Annotated in this window: 17 protein-coding genes; 5 read left to right on the forward strand and 12 right to left on the reverse strand. The window is 63.2% G+C overall.

Annotated elements, in window-relative coordinates:
- Positions 1 to 756 carry a phosphoribosylformylglycinamidine synthase subunit PurQ gene (gene purQ, locus BMF89_RS09040; protein WP_078106760.1) on the forward strand — a complete coding sequence of 252 codons (756 nt, stop codon included), beginning with the start codon at positions 1 to 3 and terminating at the stop codon, positions 754 to 756.
- Entirely contained in the window at positions 753 to 3,071 is a 2,319-nt protein-coding gene (purL, locus tag BMF89_RS09045; RefSeq protein ID WP_078106761.1) for a phosphoribosylformylglycinamidine synthase subunit PurL, read from the forward strand. Before purQ ends, purL begins: the two co-directional genes overlap by 4 nt.
- Before the next feature lie 133 nt (positions 3,072 to 3,204).
- Here the strand turns inward: purL and BMF89_RS09050 are convergent, their stop codons facing one another.
- Both BMF89_RS09050 and BMF89_RS09055 read right to left on the reverse strand, forming a co-directional pair.
- Positions 3,205 to 3,801, reverse strand: a complete 597-nt coding sequence (locus BMF89_RS09050; RefSeq protein WP_253190770.1) for a hypothetical protein — start codon at positions 3,799 to 3,801, stop codon at positions 3,205 to 3,207.
- Positions 3,802 to 3,925: 124 nt separating this feature from the next.
- Complete coding sequence (locus BMF89_RS09055; RefSeq protein WP_078106763.1) at positions 3,926 to 4,219, reverse strand: DUF503 domain-containing protein; 294 nt, start codon at positions 4,217 to 4,219, stop codon at positions 3,926 to 3,928.
- 81 nt (positions 4,220 to 4,300) lie between these two features.
- On the opposite strand from BMF89_RS09055, the gene BMF89_RS09060 reads away from it, so the two are divergent.
- Complete coding sequence (locus BMF89_RS09060) at positions 4,301 to 5,158, forward strand: DUF1206 domain-containing protein (protein ID WP_078106764.1); 858 nt, start codon at positions 4,301 to 4,303, stop codon at positions 5,156 to 5,158.
- A 96-nt stretch (positions 5,159 to 5,254) separates the two neighbouring features.
- Here the strand turns inward: BMF89_RS09060 and BMF89_RS09065 are convergent, their stop codons facing one another.
- From BMF89_RS09065 to BMF89_RS09110, 10 genes are all read right to left on the reverse strand, one after another.
- The gene (locus tag BMF89_RS09065; protein ID WP_078106765.1) at positions 5,255 to 6,148 is read right to left on the reverse strand and encodes a carbohydrate ABC transporter permease; all 894 of its coding nucleotides are present in this window, start codon (positions 6,146 to 6,148) and stop codon (positions 5,255 to 5,257) included.
- Entirely contained in the window at positions 6,148 to 7,173 is a 1,026-nt protein-coding gene (locus tag BMF89_RS09070; RefSeq protein WP_171983443.1) for a sugar ABC transporter permease, read from the reverse strand. The genes BMF89_RS09065 and BMF89_RS09070 overlap by 1 nt, the downstream gene beginning before the upstream one ends.
- Positions 7,170 to 8,579 carry an N-acetylglucosamine/diacetylchitobiose ABC transporter substrate-binding protein gene (gene ngcE / locus BMF89_RS09075; RefSeq protein ID WP_078106766.1) on the reverse strand — a complete coding sequence of 470 codons (1,410 nt, stop codon included), beginning with the start codon at positions 8,577 to 8,579 and terminating at the stop codon, positions 7,170 to 7,172. Before ngcE ends, BMF89_RS09070 begins: the two co-directional genes overlap by 4 nt.
- 210 nt (positions 8,580 to 8,789) lie before the next feature.
- Entirely contained in the window at positions 8,790 to 9,419 is a 630-nt protein-coding gene (locus tag BMF89_RS09080; protein WP_078106767.1) for a hypothetical protein, read from the reverse strand.
- Positions 9,420 to 9,501: 82 nt separating this feature from the next.
- A complete protein-coding gene (locus BMF89_RS09085; RefSeq protein WP_078106768.1) occupies positions 9,502 to 9,903 on the reverse strand; it encodes an MmcQ/YjbR family DNA-binding protein in 402 nt (133 codons plus the stop codon).
- A 43-nt stretch (positions 9,904 to 9,946) separates the two neighbouring features.
- Positions 9,947 to 10,789 (reverse strand): polysaccharide deacetylase family protein, encoded by an 843-nt coding sequence (locus BMF89_RS09090; RefSeq protein ID WP_253190771.1) that lies wholly within the window; start codon positions 10,787 to 10,789, stop codon positions 9,947 to 9,949.
- 84 nt (positions 10,790 to 10,873) lie between these two features.
- Entirely contained in the window at positions 10,874 to 11,299 is a 426-nt protein-coding gene (locus tag BMF89_RS09095) for a CoA-binding protein (protein WP_078106769.1), read from the reverse strand.
- Between the two features lie 12 nt (positions 11,300 to 11,311).
- Entirely contained in the window at positions 11,312 to 12,142 is an 831-nt protein-coding gene (locus BMF89_RS09100) for a hypothetical protein (RefSeq protein WP_078106770.1), read from the reverse strand.
- Positions 12,139 to 12,693: a sigma-70 family RNA polymerase sigma factor gene (locus BMF89_RS09105; protein ID WP_078106771.1), complete on the reverse strand. Its 555-nt coding sequence runs from the start codon at positions 12,691 to 12,693 to the stop codon at positions 12,139 to 12,141. The genes BMF89_RS09100 and BMF89_RS09105 overlap by 4 nt, the downstream gene beginning before the upstream one ends.
- A gap of 392 nt (positions 12,694 to 13,085) precedes the next feature.
- Positions 13,086 to 14,375: an adenylosuccinate synthase gene (locus BMF89_RS09110; protein WP_059388506.1), complete on the reverse strand. Its 1,290-nt coding sequence runs from the start codon at positions 14,373 to 14,375 to the stop codon at positions 13,086 to 13,088.
- A gap of 445 nt (positions 14,376 to 14,820) precedes the next feature.
- Between BMF89_RS09110 and BMF89_RS09115 the strand changes: the two genes are divergently transcribed.
- Positions 14,821 to 16,512, forward strand: coding sequence for an alkaline phosphatase family protein (locus tag BMF89_RS09115; protein WP_078106772.1), 1,692 nt, complete (start codon positions 14,821 to 14,823; stop codon positions 16,510 to 16,512).
- 230 nt (positions 16,513 to 16,742) lie between these two features.
- The gene (locus BMF89_RS09120; protein ID WP_078106773.1) at positions 16,743 to 17,375 is read left to right on the forward strand and encodes a hypothetical protein; all 633 of its coding nucleotides are present in this window, start codon (positions 16,743 to 16,745) and stop codon (positions 17,373 to 17,375) included.
- The last annotated feature ends 83 nt before the right edge of the window (positions 17,376 to 17,458 follow it).

Consider the following 17,458-nt stretch of genomic DNA (forward strand, 5'->3'; position numbering starts at 1 on the left):
ATGACTGAACTTCCTTTGATCGGCGGAGCCCCTGTGGCCGTCGAACCCCGTTTGGTCGGGGCCAAGATCGGCGTCGTCACCTTCCCCGGCACCCTTGACGACCGCGACGCCGCCCGTGCGGTCCGTCTCGCAGGTGGCACCGCCGTCGCGCTCTGGCATGCCGACACGCACCTGGCCGACGTGGACGCCGTCGTCATCCCTGGCGGTTTCTCCTACGGCGACTACCTGCGCGCCGGCGCGATTTCGCGCTTCGCTCCGCTGATGTCCCGCATCATCGACGCTGCCAACAGCGACGCCAAGCTGCCTGTCCTGGGTATTTGCAACGGTTTCCAGATCCTGACCGAGTCGCACCTGCTCCCGGGTTCCATGATCAAGAACGACCACTTGAAGTTCTTGTGCCGCGACCAGGTGCTGCGCGTCGAGAACAACAACACCCTGTGGACCTCGGACTATGAGGCCGGCGAGGAAATCACGGTTCCGCTGAAGAACCAGGATGGCCAGTACATCGCTGACGACAAGACCCTGGACGCCCTCGAGGCCGAAGGCCGCGTCGTGTTCCGCTATGTCGGCTGGAACCCGAACGGTTCACGCCGCGACATCGCCGGCATCAGCAACGCCGCCGGCAACGTGGTGGGCCTCATGCCGCACCCGGAGCACGCGGTGGAACCCGGATTCGGTCCGGAATCCAACGCCGGCACGGATGGCTTGGGCTTCTTCACGTCCGTCCTGAACAAGATCGTGGGAGGCGCACAGTGACTACCTCAGCTGAAACCGTCGGCAAGAAGTTCAACATCGACACAGTCGAGAACGCGGCCAAGACGCCGGACACCGAGCTTCCCTGGGCCGAGCTCGGCCTGAAGCAAAACGAGTTCGACGAGGTCGTCAAGGTCCTGGGCCGTCGCCCCACCGGTGCCGAACTCGCCATGTACTCCGTCATGTGGAGCGAGCACTGCTCGTACAAATCCTCGAAGAACCACCTGCGCCAGTTCGGCGAAAAGGTGACCGAGGAGATGAAGAAGGACATGCTCGTGGGCATCGGCGAAAACGCCGGCGTCACCAATCTGGGCGACGGCTGGGCCGTGACGTTCAAGATCGAGTCCCACAACTCGCCATCGTTCGTGGAGCCCTACCAGGGCGCCGCAACCGGCATCGGCGGCATTGTCCGCGACATCATCTCCATGGGCGCCCGCCCGGTTGCCGTGATGGATCCGCTGCGTTTCGGCGCCATCGACCACCCGGACACCGCCCGCGTCATGCATGGCGCCGTTGCCGGCATCGGCGGCTACGGCAACTCGCTTGGCCTGCCGAACATCGGCGGCGAAATGGTGTTCGACTCCGTGTACCAGGGCAACCCGCTGGTCAATGCGCTGGCAGTCGGCGTCATGCGTCACGAAGACATCCGCCTGGCCAACGCCTCCGGCAAGGGCAACAAGGTGGTCCTGTTCGGTGCGCGCACCGGCGGCGACGGCATTGGCGGCGCCTCGGTGCTGGCCTCGGAGTCCTTCGACGACACCAAGCCTTCCAAGCGCCCGGCCGTCCAGGTAGGCGACCCCTTCGCTGAAAAGGTGCTCATCGAGTGCTGCCTGGAGCTCTTCAAGGGCTCGCTGGTTGAGGGTATCCAGGACCTCGGCGCGGCCGGCATCTCCTGCGCCACGTCCGAGCTCGCTTCCAATGGCGACGGCGGCATGCAGGTTGAGCTGACCTCGGTGCTGCTCCGCGACCCCACCCTGACCCCGGGCGAAATCCTGATGTCCGAGTCGCAGGAACGCATGATGGCCGTTGTCACGCCCGAAAACATCGCCGCGTTCGAAGCGGTCATGGACAAGTGGGCTGTGGAGTACTCCTGGTTGGGCGAGGTGACCGACACCGGACGCCTCATCATTACGTGGGAAGGCGAAGTCATTGTCGACGTCGACCCGCGCACCGTTGCCCACGACGGTCCGGTCTACGACCGCCCGTTCGCCCGCCCCTCATGGCAGGATTCCGTGCAGGCCGATACCTTCACGGGCTCCGTGCAGGACGCCGGCCGCCCCTCCACCTCCGGGGAACTGGCTGCGGCCGTCACCGAGCTCATTGCTTCGCCGAACATGTGCAGCAAGGCCTGGATCACCAAGCAGTACGACCGCTACGTCGGCGGCAACACCGCCATGGCGTTCCCGGACGACGCCGGAGTGGTCCGCGTGGACGAGGAAACCGGCCTTGGCGTGGCCCTGGCCACCGACGCCAACGGCCGCTACACCTACCTCGACCCGTACCACGGTGCACAGCTGGCACTGGCCGAGGCGTACCGCAACGTCGCCACCTCCGGCGCCGTACCGATGGCCGTCAGCGACTGCCTGAACTTCGGTTCCCCCGAGGATCCGGACGTCATGTGGCAGCTGGCCGAGTCCATCCGTGGCCTGTCCGACGCGTGCATGGAGCTGGGCGTCCCGGTCACCGGCGGCAACGTCTCGCTCTACAACCAGACCGGTACCGTGCCCATCCACCCCTCTCCCGTGGTTGCAGTGCTGGGCAAGCTCGACGACGTCGCCCGCCGCACGCCGTCGGGTTGGAAGGAAGACGGCCAGGCCATCTACCTGCTGGGCACCACGGCCGCGGAACTGGACGGTTCGGAATGGTCCAACCTGCGCGGACACCTCGGCGGCTTGCCGCCTAAGGTTGACCTTTCCATCGAGCGCCAGCTCGGCGAGATCCTCATCAACGCTTCGCGCGACGGCATGATCGACGCCGCGCACGACCTCTCCGAGGGTGGCCTTGCCGCGGCGCTGGTGGAGTCCGCACTCCGTTACGGGGTCGGCGCCCGGATTGCGCTGGACGAACTCATGGAGCGCGACGGCGTGGACCTGTTCACCGCGTTGTTCTCCGAGTCCCAAGGCCGGGCCATCGTGTCCGTTCCCCGCTCCGAGGAAATCCGTTTCAAGGACATGTGCACCGCCCGCGGCTTCGCCCACCTCCGGATCGGCGTCGTCGACGCTGCCGGCGGCAAGCTGGAGATCAACGGCGTGGACGAGCTCTCCTTGGACGCTCTCAACGAAGCCCACGAGGCCACGCTGCCGAAGTACTTCGGCTAACGCCCCGGCCTCACCTTCGATTGCTCCGTAACTGCCGTTTTGACCATTCAGAACGGCAGTTACGTGGGGCCACGCCGGCGAGGGCCCCGGCCTGAGCTTGCGAAGGCTGGGAGCCGGAGGGGAGCAATCGTTTTTAAGAACGGGTTGGACGCCAACCGGCTTGGATCAGCGCGGTCCGGATCTTCGCCACCGCCGGCTTGGCATCGTTCACCATGTGGCGTTTTGAGATCCGGACCTCCGTCCAGCCCAAAGCCTCATACCGTTCCGAGCGGCTAATGTCGTTGAGTTCGGGTTCCGGTAATCCTGCCCTCGCGATGGCCAACCGGAGCAATGATTCCTGCGGGGAATCGGAGCCCACACGGATCAGCTGGATGGCGTCCTTGGCTTTGCGCAGGCCGCGCTTGCCTCTGTGGCGATCAATCATCCACTGAAGATCCTCGAGGGTGCACAACGGCGTGTCTCGCCCTTCGAATTCAACCCGCGGCCTCCGCACACAGCTGTCCCCGATGACCACCAGTTCGTCCACGGTCAGCATCTCGGCCATGTCCAGCCAAGTGCGCTCCACGGTGGTGACAGCGACGCCGTCAACCAGAGTGACCTCGTCCTCATAGAGCTTCATGCGGTGGACGACGATGTGTGGACCCCTGGTACTGACACCCTCGCGGGCCGCCTCGGAAACAGTGAATGGCCGAGTCTGGAGACTCACCGGGAGGCGACGCGGGGTTTTCATGGCCCCATCAGAACAGAAAAGAGTCAACCCCCGCAGAAGTTATCCACAGCCTCCATCGATTGCTCCAGAACGGTCGTTTTGGGCCTTCAAAACGACCGTTGCTCAGCAATCGATGCAAAAGGAGTCAGTCTTCGCTGTGGAGGTCCCGGCGTCGGGCGCTGAGGAGCTCCAGTTCGGGGCGCGCGGCGACGAAGCGCTCGACGGCGTCGAGGACCTCCACGAGATGAGCCCGGTCTGCTGCCACGGCGCCTGCGCCGATGAGCACACGGCGATATTGGTCCAAGTGCCCGGTCTCGGCGGCGGAGACCTCGAAACGCCTTTTCAGCTCGGCGATCACCGGGCGCACGAGGGAACGTTTCTCCTTCAGGCTGTGTACCTCGCCGAGGAGGATGTCGAACTCGATCCACGCGATCCACATGCGCCCATCGTATCCAGTAGTCGCGCGCCCTCCCGCTTCGGAGCCCACGGTGGCAAGATAAGGGCAGACCAAAGGAGCTCCATGGGCACGGACGATCACACGAACAATGCCGGCAACGCAGTATCCCGGGGTGCCGATTCGGTGGGCGACGCCGTAGACGACGCCAAGGATTCACGGACCGTCCGGGTAGTGGCGCGGGCCGGATTCGTCGCCCTAGGGCTGATACACCTCCTGATCGGAAGCATCGCGTTGGGTATCGCGCTCGGCTCATCCGGCCAAGCCGACCAAAGCGGAGCTGTCGGCCAGATGGCCGGAACGCCCGGCGGCATCGTCCTTTTGTGGGCGGGACTAGTGGCCTGCGGTGTCCTCGCGCTCTATATGGCGAGCGACGCCGTGATGGGGTGGAGCGGGGGTGGCAGTTCAAAGCCGTGGATGAATCGGCTCAAGGCAGCCGGGCAGGCCATCGTCTTCGCTGTGGCCGCGGTGACCTTCGGCAGTTTTGCGCTCAGCCATCCAAGCAGCAGCAGCGAGAAGTCCCGCTCGACCAGTGCGGACCTCATGTCCAGCACTCCCGGTACTGTCCTCCTGGTGATCATCGGGGTGGCATTGCTGGCAGCCGCGGGCACCTACGTCTTCCTGGGCATAACCCGCAAGTACGAAAAGAACCTGAGGGGGAAACCGTCGGGACTTCTGGGAGACGCGTTCACGGTGCTGGGCGTGGTGGGCTATTGCGCGAAAGGGGTGGCGCTCGGCGCCGTCGGATTGCTCATCCTGATCGCCACGGCCGCGCACGACCCCTCTCAACAGGGCGGCCTCGATTCGGCCCTCAAGGCCTTCCTGAAGCAACCCTTCGGCGCATGGGTGCTGGTGTTCGTGAGCCTCGGACTCATGGCTTACGGGATCTTCTCTTTGTTCCGCTCCCGTTACCAGCGGATCTGACGGCGGCCTCACCTTCGAGTGATGGACAGAAGCGCCCGACGGCGGCCCTCACCTATAGTCGGAACCGCCGTCGGGCGCTTATTTAGCCTGGCTGTGCTACTTGGAGGTGCCTTGAGAGACCGAACCCTGCAGCTGGCGCTGGAAGATGATGTAGACGATCAGCACCGGAACCACCGTGACGGTGACGGCCGCGAACAAGGCGCCGAAGTCCACGGCATAACCCATCTGGCCGGCGAAGGCAGCCAGTCCCTGGGACAGCACGCGCGGCCCGGCAGCGTTGATCGCCACCGGAATCAGGAACTGGTTCCACAGGCCCAGGAAGTTGAAGATGGCCACGGAAGCGAGTCCTGGCTTGGCCATCGGCAGCATGACCTGGAAGAACGTCCGCCACTCGCCTGCTCCGTCCAAGGCTGCCGCCTCCGTGATTTCGTGGGGAAGCGATTTGAAGAAGGAGAACAGGAAGAACACCGTGAACGGCAGGGCGAAGCCGACATACACCAGGATGAGGCCCGGCAAAGTGTTCAACAAACCGATGTTCCGCATGACGAAGAACAACGGCACCATGGCGAGGAAGATCGGGAAGGTGAGCCCTGCCAGCATGAGGTAGTAGATCGCTTTGCTGCCGAAAAAGACATAGCGTCCCAGGACATAGGCGCACATGGCGCCGAGCACCATGACGATCACCAAAGCGGACCCTACGACAATGACGGAGTTGAGGAAGTAGCTCCCGATGCCGGCCTCGGTCCAAGCACGGACGTAGTTGTCGAAACGCCACTGCGAGGGCAGGGCAAACGGCGAGGCGAAGATCTCGCTCGATGTCTTGAAGGAAGACATGAAAGTCCACAGCAGTGGCAGGATCACAATGAGGGACCAGATGCTGAGGGCCGTGTGCGAAACGGCGCCCACCACCCTGTCTCCGGTGGTCAGGGCCGGCTTGCGGGGGTTGAAGTGCAGGGACTTCATGTCCTGGCTGGCAATTTTTGTCGTCATCAGAGGGACACATCCTTGTCGCCACCAGTGAGCCTGTTAACCAGGAACACGAGGCCGGAGAAGATCAGGGTGGCTACGGCGAGCACGACGCCCATGGCGCTGGCCAGGCCGAACTGGCCCTTGGTGAATGCGGTGAAGAAGAGCTGCTGGGACATCACCAAGGTGGAGTTGTCCGGTCCACCGCCGGAGTTCAGGGCCGCCATGTAGACGAAGGCGTCCAGCGCCAGGATTCCCATATAGATGTAGGCGGTCTGGATGTTGTCCCGGATCAGCGGGATGGTGATGGACACGGCAGTGCGGAAACGCCCGGCCCCGTCAATCCTGGCCGCTTCAAACAGCTCGGCAGGTATGCCCTTGATGCCCGCGACGAACAGCACCATGTAGAAGCCGATGAAGCCCCACACGATCACGAACATCGTGGCGATCATGGCGGTGCTCTTGTCGCCGAGCCAGGCGTAGGACTTGAACTGGTCCATGCCCAGGGATGTGAGGATGCCGTTCAGGAGGCCTCCCGAAGGATCATAGATTTGACCCCACATGATGCCGATGGCGATGGCCGGGATCGTGTAAGGGAAGAAGGACACCACCCGGTAGAAGCTGGAGTTGCGCAAGCCTTTGATCTGGCCCTTGCTGCTGCCCCCCACGGTCACCAAGGTTGCCAGCACAAGGCTGAGGATGATGGTGATGATGGGCAGGAAGATGACCAACAGGATGTTGTTCCCCATGGCCTTCATGAAGACGTCATCCGCAAAGAGCTTTTGGTAGTTCTGAAGGCCGATGAAGTTTTGCTTGGGTGAGAACCCCGACCAGTCGGTCAGGGAGTAGCCGAAGGCCTGGATGAATGGCCAGATCACAAAGATGATGTAGATGGCCAGTGGCACTCCGAGGAAGACCACAAAGAAGCTGATCTTGTCGAACGTCAAGGGCTTGCGCCGCCTCTTGTAGACGGGTGGTGCGGTTTCCGGAACGACGACGGCGGACGCGCCGTCGCCGACCCGGAGTGTTTTAGCTTTCACTGAAGTCACTTCACTTCAATTTTCGTGACCGAGCTGTCGTTGCGGACCTTGTCGGTAATTTTCTGCAGGTCGGACGTCAGGGTGGCGACGTCGGACTTTCCATCGAGGAACGTGTTCCACACAACCAGCTGGTCTTTGTTCATCCCGTAGAGGTCAACGAAGTTCCACGTGAAGATGTTCGATCCAGCATCGCTGAGCAGCTTGGTCTGGGAAACCAGGGCGGTGGAACCGAAGCCATCGGCGGGAACGGTGTCCTTGACGATGGTGGGGGCCAGCTTTGTCTTGGCAAAGTTGGTGGCAGCATCCTTGGACAGCATGACACGCAGCAGTTCCTTGCCGCCGGCCACGTTTTTACCTTGGGACGGAACCACGAACGGCTCGCCGGAAGCGCTGTGCATTGCCGCGTAAGGAAGCTTGGATCCGGAAGTCACGGTGGGAACAGGAACGCCAGTCATCTTGAAGCCGGACTTCGTTTGGTCCTTCATCTCGTTTTCTATCCACGAGCCGGACGGGTAGAACACGGCTTCCTGGGCGTTGCTCCATTGCGCCTGCGCCGCGGTGAACTGCGTACCCGAGCCACCCGGTTTGAAGTGGCCGGCCTTGACGATCTTGCCCAAGGCCGTGAAGACGCTTTGGATGGCCGGGTGGGACCACGCGTCCGCTTTCAGGTTTTCAAGGCCAAGGCGAACGTCATCGCCGCCTTCCTTGATGGCGGACGCGATCGCCATTTCCTGGTAATAGGTGGCCGCTTCCTTGCCCCAGACGAACAGGTACTTGCCCTTGGCCTTGGCCTGCTCGCCGAGCGCGTACATCTCATCCCACGTCTTCGGCACGGTCCAGCCGTTGTCCTTGAGGAATGAATCCGAGTACCACATGGCGTACACCGTCAGCACGTAGTTCAGGGCCGCCAGCTTGCCATTGAAAGTGCCCGGGGCGAGCACTCCGGCGTACAGGGTGTCCTTGATGACCTTGCCTTCGAGGTTCTTGGACTCGACCACGCTCGTGAGATCTTCGAGCTGGGCCAGGATGGTGCTGAAGCCGATCGCCTTGGCGCCGGAGTTGTCGATCAGGTCCGGAGGGTTGCCGCCAACGAATCGCGGCTGCAGTTCCTGCGCGATGTCGGTGGACGGGGAAATCTTGGCGGTGGAACCCGAATGTGCGTTCTCGAAGCTCTTGCCCGCGAAGTCGACGTAGTCGATTCCATAGCCGCCCTTGAAGATCACGGCGTCAACGGTGGACTTGTCTGCCATGCCGAACGGATTGGTATCTGACACGGTCCCCGTGGGACCGGTGGTTCCTCCTCCGCCACCGGCTGCGCAGGAGGCCATCGAGCCGGCCAACGGCACAAGCACGGCCGCGGCAAGCGCGCCGCGGAGGAAACCGCGGCGTGCAAAGGACTGCTGCTGAACGTTCATCCTAAAACCCTCCAGAGACTCGTAGTACCGAACCCTGACGGCGCCTCGGCCGGCAGTCGATCGGTCCGGGCACCGCCGCTGCGACGCGCCCTTCGTGTGACATACTTCACCACGAGTGATTGAAAAGCAATATTTGAGGGCAGTTTCAATCAACTTTTGTCAAAATGTGATCTGACAATCGTGCCGCTCAAGAGGGGTCATTTGGGTGTTCTAGCCCCGCAAATTCAAGGATTTTGCGCATTGGGCGACGGCTTCGCGCGCCCATTGCCGCTGTTGCTCTGTTCCTACCCGCTCAGCCCACTGTTCGGCCAGCTGGAACTCGACCATCGCCTCGGTGCGCCGCCCGTCGTCGTACATCGCCCAACCGAGGTTGTTGTGCAAAGAAACCATCCACCGTTTGGTGCGGGAATCCTCGACGGCGGAGGCGTACTCAAGCGCGCTGCGCGTCCATGATTCCTGGTGGCCGGAGTCCGCAATGGCCAGCATGTGAAGCGCGTCCACGGCGAGGAAATCTTCGCCCAGGAGGTCTCCCATCTCGGCGGCTTGCTCAAATAGCGGAACGGCCATGGCAGGGTGGCCCGCCGAGTTGAGCAGGCGGCCGCGCTCAAGGAGAATCCGCACCGCGACGGTCGGTTCCTCTTCGGCGTCGATCCCGTCCAGGAGCGCATCCGCCTCCTCGAAGCGGCCCTGCAGTCCGATGGCCCGGCCCAATTGGGTGGCGAGCTCGGCCTGTTCAAAGGCATCGTAGGCGGGGTCGGTCATGGCTTCGCGGAAGCGGGCTTCCGACAGCGCAGGGTCCTCAAAAATCCACAGTTCATCGAGGGTCTTTTGTTCCAGCATCTGGCTCCTCCTGATTGCTTCGAGGCGATGGAAGGTGCGGTCCACTCACAATCTAGCCGAAGCGGCAGACGGGGTCCGCGTGTCAGTCCCTGGCGAGCCGGGCCCAGCCCAATTGCGCCTGCTGCTTCCGGCTCAGTGAGGAAACCACCAGGTCATAGGAGTCCTCCACCATGTCCCGGACCATCGAGTCGGGCAGGGCGCCGTCCAGTCGCACACCATTCCAGTGCGTCTTGTTCATGTGCCAGGCGCCGGTGATTTCCGGATGGGCGGAGCGAAGTTGAGCGGCCAAGGCGGGATCGCATTTGAGGCTCACTGCCAAGTTCTGCTCGTCCAACGCAGAGGCGGCGAACATCTTGCCTTCCTGCTTGGAACCGCCGGACACGGCTGACCTGACCTTGAAGACCGACGTTTCAGGGCCGAACGGGAAGTCTTCGTAGGTCCCGGGGAAGCTCAGGCAGATTTGGCGGAGTGTGGCAGCGTCCATGTAGCGACACTAGCGGAATGCGAGGACGAGCGGACCGGCAGCCTCACGCAACTCCCAGGAAGTCCTCGAGGAGCACGACTTCCAGGCCAGCAGCCACTTGCGCGGAGCGGAAGGCCTCGAAGTCCGCCGCGAATTCGGGACGGAAGTGCATCAGCACGATATCCCCGGCCCGGAGGGAATTGCCGTACTGGTAGTCCATACGGCCGGCATTGGCCTTGGCCTCCCACGTAACGATCGCCTTCAACCCGGCTGCGGCCACGGCCTGCCGCATGACCGTGGAATAGGCGCCTCCGGGAGGCCTGAACAGGGTGGGCTTGCGGCCGTACTGCTGGACCGCGAAATCCTGCATTCCTGCAATGTCCTCAAGCTGCCGCTGGTAGCCCCATTGCGTCGTCATATTGACGTTGTGGCTGACCGTGTGGTTTTCAACCAGGCTCCCCTGGTCCATGAACGCCTTGAAGAATGCGGGGTTGTCCCGGACGGTGTTGCTCGTCAGGAACAGCGTGGCCGGGTAGCCGCTCTCCTTGAGGAGCCGGACGCTTTCCGGCGATTTGACCACCCCGTCGTCGATCGTGAGGAACACCACGGGATGTTTGGTGGGGATCTTGGTGATCACCGGAGCCAGTCCGCCTTGGATGGGCGGCAACGTGAAGTCAGGGACGAAGGGGTTCCGGAGCCGACCCGGACCGGCAGGACTTGGCGTGGGACTCATCGCCGGGCTTGAGGACAACGACGGCGAGGGGCCCGCCTTGCCGGGGGCCGCCGTCGGGCTTTCTGCGGACGGACTTCCGGGGGCAGCGCATGCCCCGAGACCGGCCACGAGGGAAGCCCCGAGGAAACCGAGCGCGGTGCGTCGGCTCGCGGTGGAGGGGTAGTCGTCACACATGGGGATTTCCTGGTCTCGAAAGGGGGATGGCCCCCCGAAACATACCAGCGGGCGGTTAACGGAAAGTGACGCCGTTGGCTGAGGCTAGATGCCGCTCCGCCAGCCCACCTGCGCCGGGCAGGCGTTCATGACGACGTCCAGGCCCGCAGCTTTGGCCCGCTCCGCCGCATCCTCGTCAATTACTCCGAGCTGGAGCCACACGGCTTTCGCCCCCACGGCAATCGCTTCGTCCACTACCGCGCCAACGCGGGAGGAGTTCACAAAGCAGTCGACGACGTCGATGGGCTGCTTCTCGAGGGGCACGTCGGCGAGGAACTTGTAGCCGGTCTCGCCGTGGACGTCTTCGCCCTTCTGGTTGATAGGGATGATCTCCATGCCCATGGTGTCGCGAACGTAGAGAGCCACTTCGAAGGCCGAGCGCCACTCATTCGTGCTGAGTCCCACGATGGCCCAGCGGCCCCTTGTTCGCATCAGCCGGTCAATGACTGCCGGATCGTTGACGTGTGTCATAACTCCAGCCTACTAGCGGGACAGGAGTCCGAGCAGCCAGCGCAACGAAGTCCCGGCAGGCTTCACGGACACGTCATCCTGGGCATTCTCAACTGCTTGCTGCACCCCGTTTTGGAGGTCCTTCGCTGTGGGAGCGGAGGGGATGGCGGTTTTGGGTTGCGGAAAGATTCCCTGCGGGTCGTTCTTGGGTCCGCCGTGCTTCGGCGCTTCCGACTGCTCCTGGCTTGTTTGGCTTGCCGGCGCCGGAACGGCCACCGGCGCTACCGGCTGGTGCGCCGCATCGCCGGTACCGGCCGGGGCGGGCGCCACGGGATCAGCCGATGGGCCTGCCACAGGGGGCACTGACGGCGGCAGGTCGACGGGAGCCGGGTTCGTCGTGACCTCCGGCGAGTCCTGGGCGGGGGCTGGAGGTACAAGCGACGGCGGAGCAGTGGTCCAAGCGGGTGCCCAGCCGGAGATCAAAGTCTGCATGAATTCGGGAGTGCCCTTGCTGAATCCGCCGCTCGCGGCCGCAACGCCACCAACACCCAGTCCCATGGCGGTCAGGACAGCGGCACCAATGACGGCGGGGCGATGCTTGCGTAATTGACGACGCTTGGCGAGCTCGTCGAGGGGAAGGATGTTTGCCGAGTCACGGGCGGTAGTCGCGGGGCCGTCACCCGGCGTCGAGCCAGCCAACATCGCCGCGAGTGCAGGACCGGGAGCCGGCGCGGGCATTGACGCAAACGATTCCAGCGCCTTCAAGGAATCCGTGAGTTCCGGGGCGTCCGCGAGGTCGGCTTCAAGCATGAGCTCGAGGATGACCGCGTCGCGGTCAATGTCCTTGCAATCCCAACGCATCATGGTGCCACGTATTCCTTTACTACCGAGTGCTCGCGGAGTGCATTCAATGCCCGGCGCTGCAGCTGCTTGACTGCGCCTTGGCTTTTCCCCATGATTTCGGCTGCTTGGTCCACGGTCAGACCGGCAACGATACGGAGCGCCAGGACTTCCCGCTGATCTTCCCGAAGAAGGTCCAGCAGCGCCATGACTTCCCCGGGCGCCACGCGGTTCATCGCTTCGGCTTCCGCCGAACTCGACTGGCGCGTGTCACGTTCAGGTTCGAACTCGTGGTGTTCCGGCGCCCTGCTTTGCCGGCGATGGTCGTCCACCATTCGGGCATGGGCCACCGAGAACACGAACGTCCGCAGGCCGCTGACTCCGCCCGTGATCGTCTCGACGCGCGGCAGGACGGCAAGAAAAACGTCCTGTGTGACAGCTTCGGGATCCGAGACGCCTTTTGCCGTCAGGTAGCCGAGCACCTGGCCGGCAAAGGCCTGGTAGATGGCGCTGAACAGTTCAGCTTCCTGGCCGCGAAGGGCCAGCAATGCTGCATCGGTCAAGGCGTCGGTCACTGAAGCGTGGCTTTCGTTGGGGAGCGAATGTCCGGATCCAAGAGAGATCCTCGGTGCCGCCCATGCGCGGCAGGGCCGGGCAACCTCACTTAGCTTAACCGTTGCTCCCGCTACGCCCAAGGACCAACTTTCGGTTCCGGGGGCGTGCCTCTCCCGGACTTTTTGCGCATCCACGAAACCCCTTCAGACATGAAAAGGGCCGAGCTGAAACATGATGGGGGACAAATTTCAGCTCGGCCTTTCAAAGAGGTAATCGCCGGGGTACCCCAAAGGGTTACGCGGAGTCCAAAAGTTTTTTTCGCACCTGTTTTCGGGGCGTCCGGCCCGTAACGCACGACGGCGGGCCGCCCTGGAAAGGGCCGCCCGCCGTCGTCGTAACTCGGCTTTGGTGACTAGTCCTCGATGAGGTCGTGCACCACGATCGTCTGGTCCCGGTCCGGGCCGACGCCGATCGCGGAGAAGCGCGTGCCGGAGAGCTTCTCGAGGGCCAGCACGTAGCGGCGGGCGTTCTCGGGGAGGTCTTCGAGCGTCTTGGCGCCGGTGATGTCCTCGGTCCAGCCGTCGAAGTACTCGAAGATCGGCACTGCGTGGTGGAACTCGGTCTGGGTCATGGGCATTTCATCGTGGCGGACGCCGTCGACGTCGTAGGCCACGCAGACCGGGATCTGCTCGATGCCGGTCAGGACGTCCAGCTTGGTGACGAAGTAGTCCGTGAAGCCGTTGACGCGGGACGCGTGGCGGGCCAGGACAGCGTCGTACCAACCGCAGCGGCGCGGGCGGCCGGTGTTGACCCCGAACTCGCCGCCTGTTTTCTGCAGGTACATGCCCATCTCGTCGAAGAGTTCCGTGGGGAACGGGCCGGCGCCGACGCGGGTGGTGTAGGCCTTGATGATGCCGATGGAACGCGAGATGCGGGTGGGTCCGATGCCCGAGCCAACGGACGCGCCGCCGGCGGTCGGGTTGGACGACGTCACGAACGGGTAGGTGCCATGGTCGACGTCGAGGAACGTGGCCTGGCCGCCTTCCATCAGGACCACCTTGCCTTCGTCCAGTGCGTTGTTGAGGACAAGTGTGCTGTCAATGACCAGCGGCCGCAGGCGTTCGGCGTAGGACAGGAAATACTCCACGATCTCGTCCACCACCACGTTGCGGCGATTGTAGACCTTGACCAGGAGCTCGTTCTTTTGGCGCAGCGAACCTTCCACCTTCTGGCGGAGGATCGATTCGTCGAAGACATCCTGGACGCGGATACCCAGGCGGGCCACCTTGTCCATGTAGGCCGGGCCAATGCCCCGGCCGGTGGTGCCGATGGCGCGGCTGCCGAGGAAGCGCTCCGTGACCTTGTCCAACACCTGGTGGTACGGCGCAACGAGGTGGGCATTGGCGGAGACGCGCAAACGGGACGTGTCGGCGCCGCGGGCTTCCAGGCCGTCGATCTCCTGGAACAGCGCCTCAAGGTTCACCACGCAGCCGTTGCCGATGATCGGAATCGCGTTGGGGCTCAGAATGCCGGCAGGAAGGAGCTTGAGCTCATACTTCTCACCGCCCACCACAACGGTGTGCCCGGCGTTGTTGCCGCCGTTGGGCTTGACTACGTAGTCAACGCGGCCACCGAGCAGGTCGGTTGCTTTGCCTTTGCCTTCGTCGCCCCACTGGGCTCCGACGATCACGATAGCTGGCATGGGATCCTCCCCCATTCTTTCGGGCCGGTCCTGGCGGGATCACCAAGGCTCAGCGCCGTACATGAGAACGCCCCGAATCTTTCGGCCCTGCCCGAGGACTTCCGCAAAAGTTCACCGGCGAGATCAGCAAGAGTTCCGGGGCTCTTACCAGCCAAGTTTAGCCGATGCCGCTCTTGGACCTCTTGTCACGTGGCCGAACGGCGACATGAAAGGAGGGAGGGCACCCTCGAAGTTCCCCGTGAGCAGAATGTGAACTCTTCCCAAACAGTCGGTATTGAGCTCCCAAATCGACCTCCGGGCCCCGAGCAACCGGCTACATTCTTTGTGAATCCTCACCCCCAACACACCCCAACTGACTCGCATTTGTTGTCGTTATGAGCCTTCTAAACGACAACAAATGCGAGTCAGTTGGGCGGGCACTGCCCGTGAATCTGAAGGGAAGTCCATGAACTTTCGCAACAGGCGCCTCCTCTCAACAGCAGGAGTGAGCGCACTCGCCGCGTCCACGATCGCCGCCGGCCTGATCGGGTTCGGCATGACGCCGGCTTCGGCCAACAACGACCAAAAGGGAACGGCGACACCCATCAAGCACGTCGTCGTAATTTTCGGCGAGAATGTTTCCTTCGACCACTACTTCGCGACGTATCCGCAAGCGGCCAACGTCCCCGGCGAAACCCAGCAGGGTACCGGCGCAGCGGCCCCCGCGTTCACGGCGGCCAAGAACACGCCGAAGAACATCGCCACCCTCGCCCACGACAATCTGTTGGCACCCAACAATCCCAACTCGGTCCAGCCACAGCGCCTGACGCCGAGCCAGGCCATCACATGCGACCAGGACCACGAATACACCGCGGAACAGAAGGCCTACAACGGCGGCCTCATGAACAAGTTCGTCGAGAACACCAGCATGGATACCTGTTCGGGTGGCCAGTTCGGCCGTCCCGGGCTCACCACTGACTACTACGACGGCAACACCGTGACCGGAATCTGGAACTACGCCCAGAACTTCGCCATGAGCGACTCGCACTTCAGCACCGGCTTCGGACCGTCCAGCCCCGGCGCGCTCAACCTGGTGTCCGGCCAGACCCACGGCGTCACGGAATTCACTGCCGCCGGTCAGCCGGTCAAGCCCGCTAGCAGCGATTACACCGTCAAATTCCCCGACGCCAACGGCGTCGGCACCATGACGGAAGACCCGGATCCGGTGTACGACGACTGCTCCAACAAGAGCCACGCGAGCAAGAACAACCTTGCGGGCATGCAGGGTAAGAACATCGGCGATCTCCTCAACGACAAGGGAGTCAGCTGGGGCTGGTTCCAGGGCGGCTTTGCCCCGACAACGGCGGCAACGGACACCACGCCGGCAGCCTGCATGAGCACCCACACCAACATTTCAGGCGCGACGGTCACGGACTACAGCCCGCACCACCAGCCGTTCCAGTACTACAAGTCAACGTCCAACCCGCACCACCTTGCCCCGGCGAGCGTGGACGAGATCGGGCACAACGGCCAGGCCAACCACCAGTACGACACCTCGGACTTCGCCAAGGTGGTCAACTCGGACAACATGCCCGCCGTCTCGTTCCTGAAGGCGGGAAGCTTCCAGGACGGCCACGCCGGCTACTCCGATCCACTCGACGAGCAGAAGTTCATCACGCAGCAGGTGAACGCCATCCAGAACTCGAAGAACTGGGAAAGCACCGCCGTCGTCCTCGCCTACGATGACTCGGATGGCTGGTACGACCACGTCGCCGCCGGCGTGAAGAACTCCTCCAACACCACTGACGACGCCGCATGGTGCCTCAGCGCCTACAACAAGGGTGTCCCGATGGCCGGAGGTTATGCCGACCGTTGCGGCCCCGGCCCCCGCCAGCCACTCGTGGTGATCTCGCCCTTCGCGAAGAAGAACTTCGTGGACCACACCCAGACGGACCAGTCATCCATCCTTCGCTTCATCGAGGACAACTGGCACACCGGCCAGATCGGCGATTCCTCGGCGGACGCCAAGGCCGGTTCCATCAACGCGATGTTCAACTTCGACAACGGCCGGGACGTGAAGCTCATCCTCAACGAATCGAACGGCACCGTGGTTTCCCGTACCAAGGAAAGCGACGACCAGAACGAGAACAAGCAGTAACAGGCGCTTCCCAAACGGCACCGTCCCGCTTCCATCGGGACGGTGCCGTTGCCGTTAACGCACTTGCGCCGTCGAGAGTCCCACCACAGAAGTCCCGATTCACCCCACAGCCCACCGCGGTTCCGGTAGAGTTAACCAGCCCCCAACACTGCACCCAATCCGACCGGTCGCGGCAAACCGCTCCCGGCCGGACAAGTGCGCCTCGCTACACCTAGGAGACCCAAGCCCATATGCAAGACCTGGCGACTGAAACACGCGAAGAGCAGCTCTGGAACCGACGTTTCGAACCCCACATCGCCGAGGTCACGGGGCTTTGCGATTCCCTCAAAGATCAGAAGCCGGGCAGCGAAGTCCTCTACGTAGACCCCGCCCACAGTGTTGACGAGTGCCGTATCATCAGCCTTTTCTCCAACTCCCGCAGCACCGAGGGTTCAGGCTTCATCGCCCCGGGTGACGCAGATGCCGCCACCCGCATGGTGGGTATGCAGTGGCAATTGGGCCTGCGCCCGGAACTCATGATGCCGTGGAACGTCTACCCGTGGATCGAGCCCGACAGCGAACCGGGCAAGCTGACTCCCGCCAACATCACCGAAGGCCTCAAGCCGCTCCTGCGTCTCCTGGCGATCGTGCCGCGCACCTCAGTGCTGGTAGCCCATGGCAATGAAGCCCATCGTTTGGCAGACCAGCTCATGAAGGCCGCACCGCAGAGCATCCACCGCCGAGGCTTCAAGACGTTCAAGGTCCGCTCGCTGGGTGGACGCTCCTTCGCCGGCTCCCCCACGCGCCAACAGGAGTACCTGGACCTCATCCACGGCGCCTACGCCGAGGCCATGGCCCGGACCGGCCTCACCCCCGTCTCCTAGGACCCGCCCAACTAATACAAAAGTAGGGGTGGATCAGGCTGCGGTGACCGGAGTGATCGTGACGTCGTAGCCGAGGCTGTTGA

Source organism: Arthrobacter sp. SRS-W-1-2016, from assembly GCF_002009585.1.
Lineage (GTDB): Bacteria > Actinomycetota > Actinomycetes > Actinomycetales > Micrococcaceae > Arthrobacter > Arthrobacter bambusae_A.